The organism is Bradyrhizobium canariense (assembly GCF_900105125.1).
Taxonomy (GTDB): domain Bacteria; phylum Pseudomonadota; class Alphaproteobacteria; order Rhizobiales; family Xanthobacteraceae; genus Bradyrhizobium; species Bradyrhizobium canariense_A.
Genome location: NZ_LT629750.1, coordinates 3,555,476 through 3,573,362 on the forward strand (window position 1 = coordinate 3,555,476; position 17,887 = coordinate 3,573,362).

Sequence of the window (17,887 nt, forward strand, 5' to 3'; positions counted from 1 at the left end):
AGTCACAGCACTGCCGCGTGACCAATGGACGCCATCACCAGCTCGCGGGCAGCACTTTCAGGCCGCGCAGCACGAAGGTCGGCCGCCATTCCGGATTCTCGGCATTGTCCAGCCGCAACTCCGGCAGGCGGCGCAGCAGCGTCGAAATGGCGATTTCGGCCTCGATGCGCGCAAGCTGGGCACCGAGACAGAAATGGATGCCGCCGCCAAAGGATAGCGGCCGCACATTGGGGCGGGTGACATCGAGGCGATCCGGCCGGTCGGGATAAACCGCTGGATCGCGATTGGCCGAACCCAGCAGGCACAGCATGCTTTCGCCCTTCGGGATGGTCTTGCCGCCGATCTCGACATCCTCCAGCGCCACCCGGCCGGTCATCTGGACCGAGGAGTCGTAGCGCAGGAATTCCTCGATCGCGTTGGTGATCAGGGCGGGATTGGACTTGAGCAGCGCGAGCTGGTCGGGATTGCGATGCAGCGCCAACAGGCCGTTTCCGATCAGATTGACGGTGGTTTCGTGCCCGGCACCAAACAGCAGGATGATATTGGCGGTCAATTCCTCGTTGGAGAGCTTGCTGCCGTCTTCCTCGGCCTGAACCAGCTGAGTGGTCAGATCGTCGCCCGGGCTGCGACGGCGCAATTCGAACAATTGCTGGAAATACATCTGGGCCATCGCATTGCCGGCATTGCCATGCTGGATTTCGGCCGGCGTCAGCGTCACCGGATCAAGCAGACGGCCGCCGTCGCGCGAACTCTTGTAGAAGACCTCGCGATGGTCCTCGGGAATTCCGAGCATGTCGCAGATGATCGTCACCGGCAGGCGGAATGCAAAATCCTCGATCAGGTCCATGTGGCCCTGGCCGACGACGGCATCCAGCGTTTGATCGACAACCTGCTGAATGCGCGGACGCATGTCCTCGACCCGCCGCGCCGTGAACGCCTTTACGACCAGGCCGCGCAGCCGCGTATGATCGGGTGGATCCTGTTGCAGCATCCAGTGGCTCATGCTGCGAAACACCGGCTCTTCCATGATCTTCGGGCCGTAGCGGCGGATGGTTCGATCGACGTAATCCTTGCCGAAGCGCTTGTCGCGCAGAACAAGACTGGCATCCGCGTGCCGGCTCGCGACAAACGAGCCCTGCGCGCTACGGTGAATGGGATCGGTGGTGCGCAGCCGTTCGTAATGGGGATAGGGATCGCGAATGAAATCCGGCGACAGCGGATTGAAAAGCGGCTCGGTCGCTGCGGTCTGAACCTGTCCGTTCATGGTGACCTCAATTGGTTGCCGTGCTGAAACATCTGCACATTCGAGCGCAGTGAAATCTTCAAATCCCGGACAAAGCGTGGCGATCCGGGCAATCTGAAATTCGATACACTATTGTATCGAGTTGCATTCTGACCTAAACTGGCAGGATGTCAAGAGTTCGAACCAGACCGACCCGGGACGACACCTGCGAAAAGCTGTTCGAGGCGGCGGCGCGCGTGTTCGAGGAACAGGGCATCGGGGGCGCCAGCATCGAGGCCATCGCGGCCGCGGCCGGCTTCACGCGCGGGGCGTTCTATTCGAATTTCAAGAGCAAGGACGAGTTGATCATCGCGATGCTCGAGGATCATGTCGAGCAATCCATTCGGCGCAATCTCGATCTGCTTGCCAGACACAAGAACATCGAGGATTTTATCGAGGCGCTGAAGACCATGGACCGCAGCCGGCAGGATCCGCTCGGCCGTTCCCCGCTTTTGCACATGGAGATGATCCTGTATGTGGCGCGCGCCGAAAAGCGCAGACCCGACCTCGCCAAGCGGCTGCGGGCCAGGCGCAAACTGATCACCGATATCGTCGAGACGACGTCGAAGAACAGCGGCAGGAACAGATCGCTGAACCCGACATGGACCGGCGCGATACTGCTGGCGCTCGAGGACGGCTTCCGCCTGCACCGTCTGATCGATCCGGAGACCACGCCGGCCGACAGTTTCCTGCGTGCCATCGGTGATCTGCAGAGAGCGATCGGAGTTTCATCAGGCGCTTCATCGGCCTGACGAAAATTCTTCGCCGTCAGCAAATGGTGTTCGGCGACTTGCTCAAGTGGCGCTGGCTTGTGCCTTGTGCAATTGCCCGGCCACGGCGCGAATCTTGCGAGGCGACGCCCGCCAGATCGCGACCGCTGACAGCACGCTGACCGCGATCCCTGCTGCGAAGGCAATGGTATAACTGCCTGAAAGATCGTGCAGAACACCGGTGACCCAGGGACCCGCGGCGCCTCCGGCGAGTGCCGCCAGCATGATGGTGCCGAAAATACTGCCGTAATGCCTGCCCTGAAATATCTCCACGACCACCGCCCCCATGATCGAGGTCAGGCCGTAGCCGAGCACGCCCTGTGTCAACACCATGAGGTAGACCAGCGGCAGGACAGGAAGAGATTTCAAGGCGATCAACGCCGCGAAACAGATCGCAAAGCCGAGGCAACTCGCGGTCCATATCCATTCGCGCCCCACCTGGTCGGAAAGATGCCCAAGCAGGATCTGGCCGGGAATGCCGAGTAGGCTCACCGCGCCCAGCGCCCATACCGCCACGCTCGGACTGAAGCCGATATCGAGCAGGAATTTGGTCTGGTGCACCTGCACCGCGTACCAGATGTACAATCCGCAGAAATAGCCGAGCGCGATCCACCAGAAGCGCGCGGTGCGAACGGCGCGCTTCAAGGTCCAGTCGGTGCCCGCCCACACGGGATCGACGACATTGGATACCGGCGCGACCGATGCCGAAGGCGCCGCGTCGCCGTCCGCCCGCAATCCGAGGTCCTCGGGACGCTTTCGCAGCAGCAGATTGATCGGCGCCAGCACCACCAGAATCAACACGCCCATCGCCGTGCAGGCGGTTCGCCAGCCGGTCTGTTCGATCATGTGCTGCACCCACGGCAGCAGCGTGATCGAGCCGATGCCGACGCCTGCGAAGGCGAGCCCCATCGCCAGGCCCCGCCTCCGGTTGAACCAGTTCGGCAAAAACAGCGATTGACCGGAATAGCCGAGACAGACGCTGCCGGCGCCGACCAGCACGCCGATCGTCAAATACAAATGCCAGGGTTGCGTCGTCAGCGGAGCCAGCAACAGTCCGCTCGCCATCAGCGCGACGCCCAGTTCCATCACAATGCGCGGCCCGAACCGATCCATGGTACGGCCGATCAGCGGGCTCACCGCCGCGGAAACCAGAAAGCCGAATGAAAAGGCGCCGGCGGTGACGCCGCGCTCCCAGCCGAATTCATCGATGATGGGCGGAAAGAACAGTGAAAACGACGTGCGTGCGTTCACGCCGATCGCCATCGAGACGAAGGTCACGGCGATGATGATCCAACCGTAAAAGAAAGGCAGCCGCATCAGCTTGGATATCTCGGGAGTTCCCGGCGCGCCAATCGGCGCGCCCGCGGATGTGCGTCGAATGGGCCGATGCGGCACACTGTGTTTATTCCAAACAAGGGCAACAATCTTTCTTCACGATTTTTCTATCTGTTCGGTATGGCATGCTGCCATATTTCAGCGTCAATAGCTCCAGGCGCCGCTGATTTGCGGCCGGGTTAACTTCTTTTTTTGCGTCTTAAGGACTGGAAAGGCTCTCGATTCTCATCCACGAAAGATCTACCTGCTCGACGCCGGCATTTGATTCGGTCGAGAGAGCAGCGCATCAAGCTGCAACCGGCTAGACGATCCGCGCAACGCCCGCCTTGCATCTGCCGCGTCATCGCGGCCGGGCTTCTGGCATCCGCAGACCGCCGCAACCACATAAAGCCGCAACAACATAAAAACGTCCATGAACATCAACGCAAATCTTGCGGCCAACGACCACGACATCCGCCTCAATTTGTTTCTGGGAATCGCGAACTGGTCGCTCTTTCTCGATCACATCCCCAACGACGTGCTGAACCTGATCACGGCCAGAAACTACGGGTTCAGCGGCGCGGCGGATCTGTTCATCTTCATTTCGGGCTATACGGCTGCGATGGTCTACGCAAAGATCATCCTGGAACGCGGCTTCCTTGTCGGCGCCACCCGGATATTCAAGCGCGTGTGGCAACTCTACGCCGCCTACATCGTCTTGTTTACGATCTACATCGTCACCATCGGGTATGTCGCGGCCCAATATGCCGCTCCCGACATCATCAATGAGTTCAACGTGGCCGGCCTGATCGATCATCCGATCCGGATCCTCGCGCACGGGCTGCTGCTGCAATCGAGGCCGCTCAACCTCGATGTGCTGCAGCTCTATACATTGCTGATGGCTTTTCTTGCGCCGGTATTGTGGCTGATGATGCGCAAGCCTGACCTGATGATGGTCGGTTCGCTCGCGCTTTATTTCGCCGCCCGTTATTTCGAGTGGAATTTTGCCTCGTTTCCGGATGGCGACTGGTATTTCAACCCGTTCTGCTGGCAGCTGCTGTTCGTGCTCGGCGCGTGGCTCGCACTCAGCGGCACACAGCGCTTTGGCCGGCTGATCGATTCACCGGCCCTGTTCTATGCCGGAATTGCCTATCTGCTGTTTGCGCTCGCCATGACCATGGCTGGCCGCTTCCCGGCTTTCGGACAGATGTTCCCGACATGGCTGCTCGACGCCTTCAACCCGAACGACAAGGTCAATCTCGCGCCGTATCGCGTGTTGCATTTCGTCGTCGTCGTGTTTGTCGTCACGCGATTTGTCTGCAAGGACGCAACTGCGTTGAAATGGCCGATCTTCAATCCGCTCGTCAAATGCGGCGAACAATCGCTGCCGGTGTTTTGCGTCGGCGTGTTCCTGTCCTTCATCGGACATTTCGCGCTGACGCTGAGTTCAGGTTCGGTGCTGGCGCAGATCCTGGTGGGCGTCAGCGGCATCGCGATCATGACCTTCGTCGCCTACTACATCTCCTGGTCCAAGCAACAGGACGTCTGGAAAACGCTTGCGCGTGTCTGAATGACGTTCAGGCACGCGCTGCAAATCCGGCGCGGACGTTCCCGCTCAGTAGACGCCGCCGTAGCAACGAAGGTCGATAAAGGGGCCGCCGTAATAGGTGCTGCCGTTGATATCGCCGATACCGCCGCCGGTGTATGGGCCGTTGCACCAGGGATTATAAAGCCGGGAGTAGCGGTAATGGTGCCTGTAGGCGGTATGGCGGTGCCGGGTCTGAAGGTCCAGATCTGCCGCCTTGGCCGACGTCACCGATAATGACAGGCCGCTACCTTGCGTCCCCTGAAGCGACAGTGGGGTCGCGCAAAGGAGGGCTGCAATCGCAAAGGCGCCGGCGCTTGGGATTCTCATGGCTTTCTCCGTGTCAGGGCTGGAATCGTTAGGTTCTGCAATACCCCCGATCATCCCATTCATCGGCCCGGCCGGCAAGCGGCTGGCTGGAAAAGCCGCCGACGCCGCGGCGCCTGCCGCCTACGCGCGACCTCACGCTTCCTTGAACGTGAGTTGGGAACGTCCTCTGCCGGGTATCGTTGGCCTACAAATCCGATGGAGATCAAAATGACTAAAATCAGCTTGATGCGCGCGGGCGTTATCGCAGTGGCGATGCTGGCCACGCCGGCGATGGCCCAGGAAGCGATTCAGGAACCCGGCGCCATGGGGCAGAACTATCCTGACTCGAATTATCTCACCGGCGGCTATGGCGTCCGCGGCACGCCGGGCCCCGGGTTTTATTATCGCCACGGCTATGCACCGGGCGTCGCAGTCGAAGTTCCTTCGCGCGTCATAATCGTCGCACCGGCCGAGGCCGCCGGCCCTTATACCTACGAGGGCCCTGGGCCTTACGCTTACTATAACGGCCCGGATTACTGATCGCGAATGACCGGTGGTGAGAAGCGGCGTCCAAACCGCCGCGCCGGGCGGCCTGCATCGCACAGCGGGCCGTCCGGTTCAGTTTTGTCAGCCAAACACGGCGTTCGGTAACCACAGTGTCAGCACCGGCACGTAGGTGATGATGGCGAGCACGATCAACAGCAGGATCAGAAACGGCAGGATGCCGCGAATCACCTCGCCGATCGGCGCGGACGAAATAGTCGAGAGCACAAAGAGGTTGAGCCCGACCGGCGGATGAACCAGCCCGATTTCCATGTTGTGGGTGAAGATGATCGAGAAATGCACGGGATCGACCCCAAGCGGCGTCAGCGCCGGCGCCAGGATCGGCAGCACCAGCAACAGCGTCGCGGTGACTTCCAGGAAACAGCCGAGCACCAGCAACAAGCCGTTGATGATCAGCAGGAACTGCCAGGTCGCGAAGTGATGGCCGATGACGAAGTTGACAAGCTGATTGGGGATGCCGGACTCGGTCATCCAATGGCCGAACGCCAGCGCGGTCGCCACGATCAGCATGATGGTGGCGGCGCTGCGAATGCCCTCGGTGATGACCTTCAGGGTCTGCGTCCAGTGAAAGCCGCGATAAAAGATCAGCGAGACCAAAAGCGCCACCGCGGCCGATAGCGCCGCGGCTTCCGTGACCGTGACGACGCCGCCATAGATTCCGACCGTGACGACCAGCGGCACCGCCAGCGCCGGAATCGCGCGCCCGGTGACGCGCAATCGCTCCGCCAGCGGCAACACCGGCTCGACCGGGAAATTGTTTCGCCGCGCATAATACAAAACCCACAACGCGAACGCCGCGGCCTGCAGCAGGCCCGGAAGCACGCCGGCCAGGAACAGCCGTGGCACCGATTGCTCCGCGACGATGCCGTAGAGGATGAGCGCGAGCGAGGGCGGCACAACGATGCCGATGGTGCCGGAAGCGCCGACCACGCCGAGCGCAAAGGAGCGCGGATAACCGCGCTCGATCATCGCCGGCACCAGGATGGTGCCCATCGCCAGCGCCGTCGCCACGCTGGAGCCGCAGATCGCCGCAAACAATGTGCACGCCACCACGGTCACGAGGCCGAGCGATCCCCTGATGCCGCCGAGCCAGGCGGTCGCGACATCGACCAGCGCCTTGGCGACGCCGCCCGAGCGCATGAAGGCGGCCGCCATGACGAATAACGGCAGCGCCATCAGCGTCGTCGAGTTGAGCTTGTTGATCACCATCTGCGCCGCGCCGATCAGCGGCTCGCCGGTGGCGATGTAGAGAATGCCGGCGCACATGCCGAGCACCAGGAAAATCGGCATCCCGGCCGCGAGCAGCCCGAAGAACAACACCAGGAACAGGAGCGTCAGCATGATGGACCGGCGAACCCTGCCCTAGCGATCGGTCAGCGGTGGGGAAAGTCCGCCCGGCATCTCGTCGTGAAGCACCTGTCCGACGGTCATGGTCGCCGGGTCGAAGAAAAACGCGAAACGAACCAGACGCATGATGTAGCGCACCAGCATGAGTGCGCTGCCCACCGGCAACGCCAGATAATAAATCCACATCGGGAATTGCAGATCGGTCGAGCTGGTTTCGCTGATCAGAAGCGAGGTGTCGACGATCTCCCAGCCGTACCAGACCAGCGCGCCGCAGAACACGATGGCGACCAGGCAATTGAATATTTCGACAATGCGTAAAGCCCGCGACGGCAGCAGGCGCAGCACCAGATCGGGCCGCACATGGCCGTCGCGGCGCACCAGCTGGCTGGAGACGATCATGATCGCCCAGATGATGAGATAGACGATGACCTCTTCGGCGTAGCTGATGGCGCGCGCCGGATCGATATAACGCCCGATCACCTGAAGCAGTCCGATCACCAGTGCAATCAAACCGAGGAGACCCACCAGGGTCTCCTCGATCCGATCCCACCAGCCGAGCACCACCGATGCCTTGAACTGGACCACGCTTAGCTGCCGCTGCCGGCTTCAGCCATGATGAGCTTGACCATCTCGGGCGCGATCTTGATGTCTTTCGCCAGTTGATCCTGCTCCACCATCATCCGCTTGCGCGCCGCGGCGCTCTGCTCCGGCGTCGGATCGGTGAACTTGACGCCATGCTCTTCAAGCGTCGCGCGCGCCTTGGTCTGGGCCGCGGCCATGTTGGCGCGATAGGCCGGGATGTTCTGCGCCCAGATGTCCGTCATCATCTTCTGCAGATCGGGCGGGAGCTTGTCCCAGAACGCCTGGCTCAGCAGTGGAATATATTCGGCGGTGAACTGGTGATCCTCCAGCGCGAATTTGACGCCGGAATCCCAGAGTTTCGCGCTGACCAGGCTTTCGTTCGAACTGACCAGCCCGTCGAAAGTGCCTTGCGACAACGCCAGCGGCACGTTGGGCCACGCCGTGGTGTTGGGGATGGCGCCGAGGAAACGCGCGCGCCATGCCTGGCCGGCGCCGCCGGAATTGCGGATCTTCATGCCCTTGAGATCATCAAGGCTCGCGACCGGCTTGTTGGCGCTGTACCAGTTCTGAAAACCGAGATCGAGATACGGCCCGATCACGTGCGAGCGCAGTTTTTGCTGGATCTGCCCGTTGAGATATTGCCCGGGTTTGCCGTCGATGACGCGATGGATCAGCTCGATCGGCTGGCCATAGAGCACCGGGAGCTGAAAACAATCTGCGTCGGAAACGATGCCGGTGATGGTCCAACTGCCGGGCGCGGCCATTTCGACCTGGCCCTGGATCAGCGCCTTGCCGACCTCGAGATCGGGATAGAGCTGGCCGCTCTCGAACAATTCGGCCTTGATCTTGCCGCCGGAGGCGGCCTCGACCTTGCCGAGATAATCCTTGATCGACACGTTACGGAGATGCGACGGCGCGGTGTCCAACGAGCAACGCAGCCGGATCGGCTCATCAGCTCGCGCGGACCGGATAAAGGCCGGCGCGGCGGTGGCGGCAATCGAGGCAAGGACAAAACTGCGGCGTGAAAAGCGCTGCGCCATCGAAACCCTCCCAGAGTGTTTATTATACAGCCGACGATCTCGAACAACTTCGGACCGGGATGCTTTGAACCCAGCATAACCTTGCGGCCCCTCGATCGGCAACGCGCAATCGCATCCGCCACGACGGATCGAGCTGGTCCATTTGGCGTAGACACCCCAACGCTTTCGTTTGCGAGCGAGTCCAAAGTCAAAACGCACCCAAGGCATTACTCTCAAGGCATCACTCTGCTGCACCGCGATATCACTGGCCACCGGGATCCAACGCATCGCCCGGCTACGCAGATCCGAAACCGGAGCCGCGTGATCCCTTCGCTGCTCCGTTCGGTTCATCCCACAGGCGTCACCGCCGACCGCCTGGACCAAAATCACGACGAACGCATGCGACGGGGAACGCCACGCGAACAATGAATGCCGTTTGAGCACGAAGCCTACAAACGGTGCGTCCGATGCACAAAAACTGGCGCGTCGGCTGCAAGTGTTTGTGCGGCTGCAGACAAGCATTCCCGCCGCACTCCTCCTACCGTTGGCCGCCAGTCAGCCCTGCCGAGCGCGTCTGCTCGTCAGCAACAGAGGAGTCCGTTCCATGATGCCAAGATATCTGTTCGGGAATGCGCGCAACTTCCGGGATAAAATCGGATCGGCCGGCCGCTCCCGCTACGTCGCGATGGGCCTTGCGTGCCTGATTGCATTTTGCGTTGCCGGGCAGGCGCAGGCCGCACCTGCGGGATGTGCAGCGTTGCAGGCGAAATATCCGGCCTGGAAAGGCAAGACGCTCGTCAACGCCATCAACCCTCACACGCCCGGCTATGAAGCGATCGATCCGAAAGACCCGGACAAATATGTCGGCTTCGACATCGATCTCGGCGAGCAGATCGGCGAATGCCTCGGCTTCAAGCTGACCTACAAGGCGGTGACGTTCGCTGCCCTGCTGACGACATTGTCGAGCGGTCAGGCCGACATCGTGATCTCGGATATCTACGCCACCAAGGAACGCGCCAAGGCGGCCGACTTCATCACCTATTCGAAGGTGTTCGATGGCGTGCTGGTCGCCAAGGGCAACCCGAAGAAGATCGACGGCATCAACATGTCGATGTGCGGCGCCGCGGCGGCCGAAAATACCGGCTTTGTCGAAGTCCCGCTGGTTCAGGACCTGGTCCCGAAATGCAAGGCCGAAGGCAAGCCCGAGCCGACGCTTCAGCTCTATGACAACAACGCCAACTGCATTCAGGCGATCCTGGCCGGCCGCGCCGACACCTATGTCAACGATGTCAACACCGTGGACCAGGCGGTGAAGGCCAATCCGGACAAGTTGGAGAAGGCGATCGCGGTGACGATCCCCTACTCGGTCGGCATCGGCGTGCCAAAGGACAAGCCTGAATTCCGCGACGCGGTGCTTGCGGCACTGATCCTGCTTCAGAAGGACGGCACGCACATGGCGCTACTGAAGAAGTGGGATCTCGATGTGAACAACTTCAAGGAACCCGACATCCTCTCGGTCAACTGATGTCGTTATTCGCCCACTATCTCAGCCTGCCGTATCTGATCGAGGGCGTCTGGTTCACCCTGGCGGTGACGGCCCTCGGTCTGACCGGCGGGCTGTTGCTCGGTCTGGCCCTTGCGGCGATGCAGCTCAGCCGTTTCTGGATGCTGGCTGCATTCGCCCGGGGCTACACCGTGATCTTCCGCGGCACGCCGCTGATTCTGCAGATGGTGTTCGCCTACGACGCGCTGCCGCAGATCGGCCTCAAGCTGAGCGCGGTCGGCGCTGCCGGTCTTGCGTTGGCCGCCAATGAAGCGCCCTTCATCGCCGAGATGCTGCGCGCGGGCGTGCTCGGCATTGACCGCGGTCAGGTATTGGCCGGCCAGGCGCTCGGGATGACGCCGGCGCTGCTGATGCGGCGCATCATCGCGCCGCAGGCCTTCCGCATGATGATTCCCGCGCTCGGCAACGAGACCGTCAGCGCCCTGAAAAATTCGTCGCTGGCGAGCGTGATCTCGGTGCAGGAACTGACGCTGCGAAGCACGCAGCTCGCGTCCTCGACCTTCGACTTCTTCTCGATCTTCTTCGCCTCGGGGCTGATCTATCTCCTGCTCACCGGCGGGGTCAGCCTGATCCAGCTCGCCGTCGAATGGATGCTCGATCTCGACCGGCCGGCGACCGAGAACCGCCTGAGCCGCCTGCTGCCCTGGTATCGCGCGCCGTTGCTCCCCGAGTTGATCGACGAAGAGCCCAATCAAGTCACGCCGGCCACCGCCCCCACGCGACCCGACAATGTCATTCCCTACACGGCCTCGAAGGATGCCAAAGCCGCGCGGGCGGAGCGGACCAAGCGCGCCGAAACGCTGGCTCGCAACAATGTAGCCGTCGACGTCAACGATCTCTACAAGGCCTATGGCAAGCAGGCCGTGCTCGCGCGCGTCAATTTGACGGTACGGGTCGGCGAAGTCATCGCGCTGCTCGGCCCGAGCGGCTCCGGCAAAAGCACGCTGCTCCGCTGCATCAATCACCTCGAAGGCTGGGACGCCGGCATCGTCATGGTCGGCGGCCGCCGCATGGGTTTTAGCGGCGACGGCAAGCCGCTGTCGCCGCGCGCCATCGCCGAAGAGCGCGCCAGCGTCGGCGTCGGCATGGTGTTCCAGCAATTCAATCTGTTCGGCCATCTGACGGCGCTGGAGAATGTCGCCGGTCCGCTGCGCTGGGTTCACGGCGTTTCGCGAGTGGACGCCGACCGCCGCGCGCGCGAGCTGCTCGAACGCGTCGGCCTCAGCCACCGCGCGCATGCGTTGCCGCGGCATCTGTCCGGCGGACAACAACAGCGCGTCGCGATCGCGCGCGCGATTGCTCCCAACCCGAGTGTTCTTCTGCTCGATGAACCCACCTCCGCGCTTGACCCGGAGTTGGTCAACGAAGTGCTCGAAGTAATCCGGCGGCTCGCCGTCGAGGACGGCCTGACCATGATCATCTCGACGCATCAATTGCGCTTTGCCGACGAGGTTGCCGACCGCGTCATGTTCCTCAGCGACGGCAACATTATCGAGGAAGGTCCGGCGCACGAGGTCCTGACCAATCCACGCAACCCGATCACGGCGCGCTTTCTCAGCGTGATGGAGGCCGAAAAACCGCCGGCATGAAGCGGCGTCACGCCGCTTCCGGGATCTCCATCCTCCATTCACCGCAACTTGCGTCAGCTACCGAGGCCATTGCATGAAGCATCATCTCCTCCCCGTTTCGCCCACCAATATCCATTGGGGTTACTTCAGCAAGAAAGTCGCGCCGGCCCTGACGCTGAAGTCCGGCGACCGCGCCACCATCGAAACGCTGACGCATCACGCCAATGACGACTATGAGCGCATGATCGCCAACGATCCCGGCGCCGAGAGCGTGTTTCACTGGACCAAAGAGCACAAGTCCGTCGTCCGCCGTGGCGCCGGCCCGACCGAAGGTCCGTTCGTGCGCGGTTCGGGCGAAGGTCTCGGCGTGCATCTTCTGACCGGCCCGGTCGCGATCGAGAATGCCGAGCCCGGCGACATCCTCGAAGTCCGCATTCTCGACGTGCGGCCGCGCCCGAGCTGCAACGCCTGTCATGCCGGGAAATGCTTCGGCTCGAACGCCGCGGCGTCATGGGGGTTTCATTATCATGACCTGATCGAGGAGCCGAAGCCGCGCGAAGTCATCACGATCTTCGAACTCGACACATCCGGCGAGCCCTACGCCAAGGCGGTCTACAATTATATCTGGACGCCGCAGACCGATCCCGACGGCATCGTTCATCCGACCATCGACTATCCGGGCGTGCGCGTCGATCACACGCTGGTCCGCAAGCGCGAGAACATCCTGCCCAATGTCAGGGTGCCCGCGCGTCTCCACTTCGGAACCATGGGACTGGCGCCTTCGGAATCCGATTTCGTCAGCTCGATTCCACCGGGCTATACCGGCGGCAATATCGACGACTGGCGTGTCGGCAAAGGCGCGCGGATGTATTATCCGGTGGCGGTGTCAGGCGCATTCTTTTCCGTCGGCGATCCCCACGCGGCGCAGGGCGACAGCGAACTCGGCGGCACCGCGATCGAGACGTCGCTGACCGGCGATTTCGAATTCATCCTGCACAAGAACCGCGATCTCGGCGGCACCGTGCTGGAGGGACTGACCCATCCGATGCTGGAGACCGATCAGCAATGGTCGATGTACGGCTTCACGTTTCCGAATTATCTCGCCGAACTGGGCAAGGACGCCCAGACCGACATCGTGAACCATTCGAGCCTCGACAAGGCGATGCGCGACGCCTTCCGCAAGCTCCGCCGCTTTCTGATGACGGTTCACAAGATGAGCGAGGACGAAGCGATCGCGCTGATGTCGGTGGCGGCCGATTTCGGCGTGACCCAGGTCGTCGATGCCAATTGGGGCGTACACGGATCGATCCGGAAGAACGTGTTCAGGTGCACCTGAAGCGGGGTTCCTGAATACGTTAAAGGGGCGGAGGCGGTCACGGCCCTGACTGGAACAGCGGCGCGCCAGGAGCCGATCGTCCCGCTGCGCCTGTTTCTGGCACGGCGGTTGCTTCGAAATCAGCCTAATTGCGTTGGCCGAAGCATGAGTATTCACGCGTTTACCAGCGAATCCTACTCCGAAAACGACAGGATCGAAGCCTGGCAGGACGTGTTGGGCGGATTCGGCCTTCGATCCGCGCCAATGTCGGCCAAGCATGGCGAACATGCCACGGCGTTGTCCCGCGCCTCGCTGGACGGGGTCGCGCTGATGCGTTTTGCCGCGGGCCCGCAGGTTTTCTCGCCGCTGCCGCGGCGAGCCGACCTCCCGATCGCGCTGATGCCGGCTGAAGATGGCGCCGTGCTCAAGACCGGCGGGTCGCCACAGACGGTTCCGGCCGGCCGCATCATCCTGCTTCCGCGCCAGAGCGACTGGCACGTGACCTTTCACCGCGACATGCGCGCCATCGTGCTGTCGGTGACGGCGGAGAGTTTCGGTGGCCGCAAGATCAGTCTGCCGGAATGCCGCGATGCCATCATCGTCGCATCAGGCGGATTGGCCGACGTTCTCCGCAGCACGCTCGAGGCCGCCTCCGAATCCCTGGAAAATCTGTCGTCGGACGCCTGGAACGCGATCAGGCTCAGCCTCGCCGAAATGCTGCTCACGCTGTCGCGTCAGAAATTGTCGACCGCCCCGGACACGGTCGGGATCGGCACGCAGGCGGCCCTGCTCCATCGCATCTATGACGCGATCGAACGCAAGCTCGGCGATCCCGACATCACGCCGGCACGCATCGCGCAGATGGAAGGCATTTCCGAGCGCTATCTTCAGAAACTGTTTGAAGGCACCGGCGATAATTTCACGCATTATTTGCGTGAACGCCGATTGCAGCGTTGCTGGGCGGATCTCGCCAACGCCGCCGAGGCGCATCGATCGGTCTCCGAGATCGCATTCAGTTGCGGCTTCAGCGACGCCGCGCATTTCAGCCGCTCGTTCCGCGACCGGTTCGGCTTGTCGCCGCGGGCGTTCCGGCAGCAGGAGATCAAGCGCCTGTCGGGTCTCGGCGTGCGCGCCGGCCAGCGCGGCTGGCCGCAGGATGCCATTGCGCAATTGCGCCCCAGCCGGCACGCACCGAAGATAGCGCCGGTTGAACTGGAAGCGGTTGAAGTGCCGCTGCCGCAAGGTAGCCAGCCGGCGCACCATCATCACCTTCCGGCCGATGCCGCGCATGTGCATTGGGGATTTTTCAGCCGTTCGCTGAAACCGCTGATCGAGATCGTTTCGGGCGACACCATTACGGTCGAGACCCTGACGCAGCACGCTTCCGATGATCCCGAACGCATGATCAAGGACGACCCTGGCGCCGAAAGCGTGTTTCGATGGACGCGGGAGGGCAAGGGGGTCGATCGCCGGGGCGCCGGTCCTATGGACGCGTCGATTTACGGTCGCGGCGCCGGTGAAGGCTTTGGCGTTCACATCTGCACCGGACCGATCGCGGTAAAAGGCGCCGAACCCGGCGACGTGCTGGAAGTCCGCATTCTCGACATGGCGCCGCGCCCGAGCCGCAACCCGGATCTTGAGGGACGGATTTTCGGCAGCAGCGTCGCCGCCTGGTGGGGATATCACTATGACGAGTTTCTCTCGGAGCCGAAGCCGCGCGAGGCCGTGACGATCTACGAGATCTTCCCCGGCGAAGAACCTTATGCGCAGGCGCTCTATTCCTATCGCTGGCAACCGCAGCGAGATCCGTCAGGCGTGCTGCACCAGACCTACGACTATCCCGGCGTGCCCGTCGCCGCCGAGACAGTCCGGCGGCGGCACAATGTGCTCGACGGCATTCGGATTCCGCTGCGGCCGCATTTCGGCGTCATCGGCGTCGCGCCGCGCGAGCCGGGACTGGTCGATTCCGTGCCGCCGGCCTATTTCGGCGGAAATCTCGACAATTGGCGGCTGGGCAAGGGAGCCGCTGTCTATCTGCCGGTTTCCGTTCCCGAAGCGCTGCTCTCGATCGGCGATCCGCACGCCGCGCAGGGCGACGGTGAACTGAGCGGCACCGCGATCGAATGTTCGATGACCGGCACGTTTCACGTCGTGCTGCACAAGAAAGCCGATCTCGCCGGACGACCGTTCGCCGACCTCACCTATCCGCTGATCGAAACCGAAACCGACTGGGTACTGACCGGGTTCAGTCATCCGAATTACCTCGCCGAGTTCGGCGCCAAGGGGCAAAGCGAAGTCTACGCAAAATCCTCGCTCGACCTCGCGATGAAGGACGCGTTTCGCAAGGTCCGGCGGTTTCTGATGAACACCAGGGGATTGAGCGAAGACGAGGCGATCGCGCTGATCTCGGCCGCGGTGGATTTCGGCGTCACGCAAGTCGTCGACGGCAATTGGGGCGTCCATGCCATCTTGAGCAAGCGCCTGTTTGCGAACTGAAAGAAACAGCCGATGAAATTTCACATGATTGCCGGCGGCCCGAAGCCGGTCGCGCCGTTCAGCCATGCGGTCGAAACCGATGGCTTTGTTCTCGTCACCGGCCAGATGCCCGATACGCCAGAAGCGCCCGGTGTTTTGCCTGAGGGTATCGTGGCCCAGACCCATGCCGTGATGGCCAATCTGAAGAAGGTGCTGAACGGGCTCGGGCTCGGCTTCGAGCATGTCGCGATGGCGCGGATCTATCTCACCCGTTTCAAGCAAGATTACGCGGCGATGAACGAAACCTATCGCAGCTATTTCGCGCCAGACCGTCTTCCCGCGCGGACCTGCGTCGGCGTTACCGGACTGGCGTATGACGCTCTGATCGAGATCGACCTCATCGCGCGGCGGCCCGCCGATTGAAAATTGATGCGGCGCAATAAACGCAACGCATAGCATGTCTGATCGCGCCGGGGTTTGATCGCAACGACCGCCCGTGCTGTAAGGTGCGCCGCATCTTTCATCCCGGAGTTGTGTGATGGCGCGCTTTGGCTTCAACCCCGCAGTGGCTTTGATCGCGGCCCTCGGCTACGGAATTGGTTTCCCGACTCCTGCCGCCGCAAAACTCACCAGGCTGGAAATTACCTCACAGCAAAGCTACGGCACATTCAAGCCGGGCGAATTCGTCTGGTGGCAGGGCCGCATCACCGGCGAATTGCAGCCGACCGAGAAAATCCCCGATCTCGACAAGGCGGCGAAGAACGCCCGTGGCATGGTCGAATACTCAGCCAAGATCTCGCTGATTTTTCCAAAGAACCCGAAGGACGGCAACGGCACGTTACTGGTCGATATTCCCAACCGCGGCCGCGTCTATGCGCAAGCTCTGTACAACAGCCCGCGCGACGAACCGTTTGAATCCGGCACCAATGACGTCGGCACCGGCTTCCTGCAGGATCACGGCTTTGCCACCGCCGAGGTGCAATGGGAGATGGGCCAGGGCGCGGATTTGCCGACCTTCATCGACAGTTCGGAGCAGAAGCATTTCATCGAGGGCGTCGGCTTCGCCATCGTCCGCGACGCCGCCGATTTCCTCAAGAACGCGACGGCGGATACCGCCGGCACGGCCAACCCACTGCATGGTGCGATCAAGCACGCGCTGGCCTCCGGCAAGTCGCAGTCCGGCCGCTACCTCAAGACCTTCCTCTATAACGGCTTCAACATGGCCGAAGGCCGCCGCGTGTTCGACGGCATGCATGTGTTCGTCTCCGGCGCCGGCATGTTGCCGATCATGCAGTCGAGCACCGGCCCGCAATCCAGTGCCACCGGCGCGCCAGACTTTGCCAATCCGGAATTTCCCGGCGTCCACAACGGGGTCCTGACCATCGGAGAGATCATCAAGCATGTGAAGGATCGCGGCGAGAAGCCGCCACTGATGCTCATGCTCAGTTCGACCACCGACTTCTATTCGCTGCGTGCCTCGCTGGGACGAACCGGCGGCGACGGCGGCACCAGCGATCTGCCGATCCCACCCAATGTCCGGATGTACGACATCGCCGGCGCTTCGCACGCGGTTCTGCCCAAGGCCAAGTGTGACCTGCCGCCGGCGACGCTCGACTGGAGTCCGGTTTCGCGCGCGACGCTGTTGCATCTCGACGACTGGGTCGCCAAGGGTACCGAGCCGCCGCCGAGCCGGTTGATGCCGCTGGAGCCGGCCGGCAACAATCCGATGGTGCTGCGCGCGCCGTCCAATTTGCCCAAGGCCGTGATCCAGATTCCGAAGCGCGATGCCGACGGCAACGCGCTCGGCGGTGTGCGGCTGCCTGACATGCAGGCCCCGCTCGGCGCCAACGCCCAGCAGAACCCGCCGCTCTCGTTCACCTGCATGCTGGCCGGTGCTTACGTCGCGTTTCCGCGAACCCAGGCCGATGCCGACGCCAAACATGACACCCATCGTCCGGTGCTGGAACGCTACAAGACCCGCAATGACTACGTGAACCTCATCCGAGGCGCCGCCCGCGACCTCGAACACGATGGCTTCCTGTTGCCGGAAGATGCGGCCGTCATCATTCAATCGGCCGCCGCAAGTCCGCTGTGGCGCACGCCAGCGCCATAAACCAGAAATGCGGCGAAGTGTCCGGTCAGGGTTAATCAACGATTAATTTTATTCTGCCAGTAGTGTCCTCACCGCCCTTC

Annotated in this window: 15 protein-coding genes; 9 read left to right on the forward strand and 6 right to left on the reverse strand. The window is 62.2% G+C overall.

Annotation, left to right across the window (positions count from 1 at the left end; translation table 11 throughout):
• Window positions 1-34: 34 nt before the first annotated feature.
• Window positions 35-1,264 (reverse strand): cytochrome P450, encoded by a 1,230-nt coding sequence (locus tag BLV09_RS17035; RefSeq protein ID WP_146688173.1) that lies wholly within the window; start codon window positions 1,262-1,264, stop codon window positions 35-37.
• A gap of 146 nt (window positions 1,265-1,410) precedes the next feature.
• On the opposite strand from BLV09_RS17035, the gene BLV09_RS17040 reads away from it, so the two are divergent.
• Entirely contained in the window at window positions 1,411-2,034 is a 624-nt protein-coding gene (locus BLV09_RS17040) for a TetR/AcrR family transcriptional regulator (RefSeq protein WP_100383581.1), read from the forward strand.
• A gap of 42 nt (window positions 2,035-2,076) precedes the next feature.
• On the opposite strand, the gene BLV09_RS17045 is transcribed toward BLV09_RS17040, so the two are convergent.
• Window positions 2,077-3,369: an MFS transporter gene (locus BLV09_RS17045; protein WP_146688174.1), complete on the reverse strand. Its 1,293-nt coding sequence runs from the start codon at window positions 3,367-3,369 to the stop codon at window positions 2,077-2,079.
• A gap of 430 nt (window positions 3,370-3,799) precedes the next feature.
• On the opposite strand from BLV09_RS17045, the gene BLV09_RS17050 reads away from it, so the two are divergent.
• The gene (locus tag BLV09_RS17050) at window positions 3,800-4,936 is read left to right on the forward strand and encodes an OpgC domain-containing protein (protein WP_146688175.1); all 1,137 of its coding nucleotides are present in this window, start codon (window positions 3,800-3,802) and stop codon (window positions 4,934-4,936) included.
• Between the two features lie 45 nt (window positions 4,937-4,981).
• On the opposite strand, the gene BLV09_RS17055 is transcribed toward BLV09_RS17050, so the two are convergent.
• On the reverse strand, window positions 4,982-5,281 hold the full coding sequence (locus BLV09_RS17055; protein ID WP_146688176.1) for a hypothetical protein: 300 nt from the start codon (window positions 5,279-5,281) through the stop codon (window positions 4,982-4,984).
• 207 nt (window positions 5,282-5,488) lie between these two features.
• Between BLV09_RS17055 and BLV09_RS17060 the strand changes: the two genes are divergently transcribed.
• Complete coding sequence (locus BLV09_RS17060) at window positions 5,489-5,800, forward strand: hypothetical protein (RefSeq protein WP_146688177.1); 312 nt, start codon at window positions 5,489-5,491, stop codon at window positions 5,798-5,800.
• 87 nt (window positions 5,801-5,887) lie between these two features.
• Here the strand turns inward: BLV09_RS17060 and BLV09_RS17065 are convergent, their stop codons facing one another.
• Genes BLV09_RS17065 through dctP form a run of 3 tightly spaced genes read right to left on the reverse strand, consistent with a single transcriptional unit; the run spans window position 5,888 to window position 8,793 of the window.
• Window positions 5,888-7,165 (reverse strand): TRAP transporter large permease, encoded by a 1,278-nt coding sequence (locus tag BLV09_RS17065; RefSeq protein WP_146688178.1) that lies wholly within the window; start codon window positions 7,163-7,165, stop codon window positions 5,888-5,890.
• Window positions 7,166-7,186: 21 nt separating this feature from the next.
• Window positions 7,187-7,756 (reverse strand): TRAP transporter small permease, encoded by a 570-nt coding sequence (locus BLV09_RS17070; RefSeq protein WP_146688179.1) that lies wholly within the window; start codon window positions 7,754-7,756, stop codon window positions 7,187-7,189.
• 2 nt (window positions 7,757-7,758) lie between these two features.
• Complete coding sequence (gene dctP, locus BLV09_RS17075) at window positions 7,759-8,793, reverse strand: TRAP transporter substrate-binding protein DctP (protein ID WP_167558767.1); 1,035 nt, start codon at window positions 8,791-8,793, stop codon at window positions 7,759-7,761.
• A 664-nt stretch (window positions 8,794-9,457) separates the two neighbouring features.
• Here dctP and BLV09_RS17080 point away from each other — a divergent pair.
• The 6 genes from BLV09_RS17080 (at window position 9,458) to BLV09_RS17105 (ending at window position 17,807) form a co-directional block, all read left to right on the forward strand.
• Entirely contained in the window at window positions 9,458-10,297 is an 840-nt protein-coding gene (locus BLV09_RS17080; protein WP_167559081.1) for an ABC transporter substrate-binding protein, read from the forward strand.
• Window positions 10,297-11,925 (forward strand): amino acid ABC transporter permease/ATP-binding protein, encoded by a 1,629-nt coding sequence (locus BLV09_RS17085; protein ID WP_146688181.1) that lies wholly within the window; start codon window positions 10,297-10,299, stop codon window positions 11,923-11,925. Before BLV09_RS17080 ends, BLV09_RS17085 begins: the two co-directional genes overlap by 1 nt.
• Before the next feature lie 73 nt (window positions 11,926-11,998).
• Window positions 11,999-13,240, forward strand: coding sequence for an acetamidase/formamidase family protein (locus BLV09_RS17090; RefSeq protein ID WP_146688182.1), 1,242 nt, complete (start codon window positions 11,999-12,001; stop codon window positions 13,238-13,240).
• A gap of 144 nt (window positions 13,241-13,384) precedes the next feature.
• The gene (locus BLV09_RS17095; protein WP_146688183.1) at window positions 13,385-15,715 is read left to right on the forward strand and encodes an acetamidase/formamidase family protein; all 2,331 of its coding nucleotides are present in this window, start codon (window positions 13,385-13,387) and stop codon (window positions 15,713-15,715) included.
• A 12-nt stretch (window positions 15,716-15,727) separates the two neighbouring features.
• The gene (locus BLV09_RS17100; protein WP_100383592.1) at window positions 15,728-16,117 is read left to right on the forward strand and encodes a RidA family protein; all 390 of its coding nucleotides are present in this window, start codon (window positions 15,728-15,730) and stop codon (window positions 16,115-16,117) included.
• Window positions 16,118-16,232: 115 nt separating this feature from the next.
• The gene (locus tag BLV09_RS17105) at window positions 16,233-17,807 is read left to right on the forward strand and encodes an alpha/beta hydrolase domain-containing protein (protein ID WP_146688184.1); all 1,575 of its coding nucleotides are present in this window, start codon (window positions 16,233-16,235) and stop codon (window positions 17,805-17,807) included.
• The last annotated feature ends 80 nt before the right edge of the window (window positions 17,808-17,887 follow it).

Bases quoted from the DNA above. Each gene is read 5' to 3' on its own strand.
- BLV09_RS17095 (WP_146688183.1), top strand. From the start codon at position 13,385: ATGAGTATTCACGCGTTTACCAGCGAATCCTACTCCGAAAACGACAGG.
- BLV09_RS17065 (WP_146688178.1), bottom strand. From the start codon at position 7,165: ATGCTGACGCTCCTGTTCCTGGTGTTGTTCTTCGGGCTGCTCGCGGCC.
- BLV09_RS17040 (WP_100383581.1), top strand. From the start codon at position 1,411: ATGTCAAGAGTTCGAACCAGACCGACCCGGGACGACACCTGCGAAAAG.
- BLV09_RS17045 (WP_146688174.1), bottom strand. From the start codon at position 3,369: ATGCGGCTGCCTTTCTTTTACGGTTGGATCATCATCGCCGTGACCTTC.
- BLV09_RS17105 (WP_146688184.1), top strand. From the start codon at position 16,233: ATGGCGCGCTTTGGCTTCAACCCCGCAGTGGCTTTGATCGCGGCCCTC.
- BLV09_RS17085 (WP_146688181.1), top strand. From the start codon at position 10,297: ATGTCGTTATTCGCCCACTATCTCAGCCTGCCGTATCTGATCGAGGGC.
- BLV09_RS17090 (WP_146688182.1), top strand. From the start codon at position 11,999: ATGAAGCATCATCTCCTCCCCGTTTCGCCCACCAATATCCATTGGGGT.
- BLV09_RS17100 (WP_100383592.1), top strand. From the start codon at position 15,728: ATGAAATTTCACATGATTGCCGGCGGCCCGAAGCCGGTCGCGCCGTTC.
- BLV09_RS17050 (WP_146688175.1), top strand. From the start codon at position 3,800: ATGAACATCAACGCAAATCTTGCGGCCAACGACCACGACATCCGCCTC.
- BLV09_RS17080 (WP_167559081.1), top strand. From the start codon at position 9,458: ATGGGCCTTGCGTGCCTGATTGCATTTTGCGTTGCCGGGCAGGCGCAG.
- BLV09_RS17055 (WP_146688176.1), bottom strand. From the start codon at position 5,281: ATGAGAATCCCAAGCGCCGGCGCCTTTGCGATTGCAGCCCTCCTTTGC.
- dctP (WP_167558767.1), bottom strand. From the start codon at position 8,793: ATGGCGCAGCGCTTTTCACGCCGCAGTTTTGTCCTTGCCTCGATTGCC.
- BLV09_RS17035 (WP_146688173.1), bottom strand. From the start codon at position 1,264: ATGAACGGACAGGTTCAGACCGCAGCGACCGAGCCGCTTTTCAATCCG.
- BLV09_RS17060 (WP_146688177.1), top strand. From the start codon at position 5,489: ATGACTAAAATCAGCTTGATGCGCGCGGGCGTTATCGCAGTGGCGATG.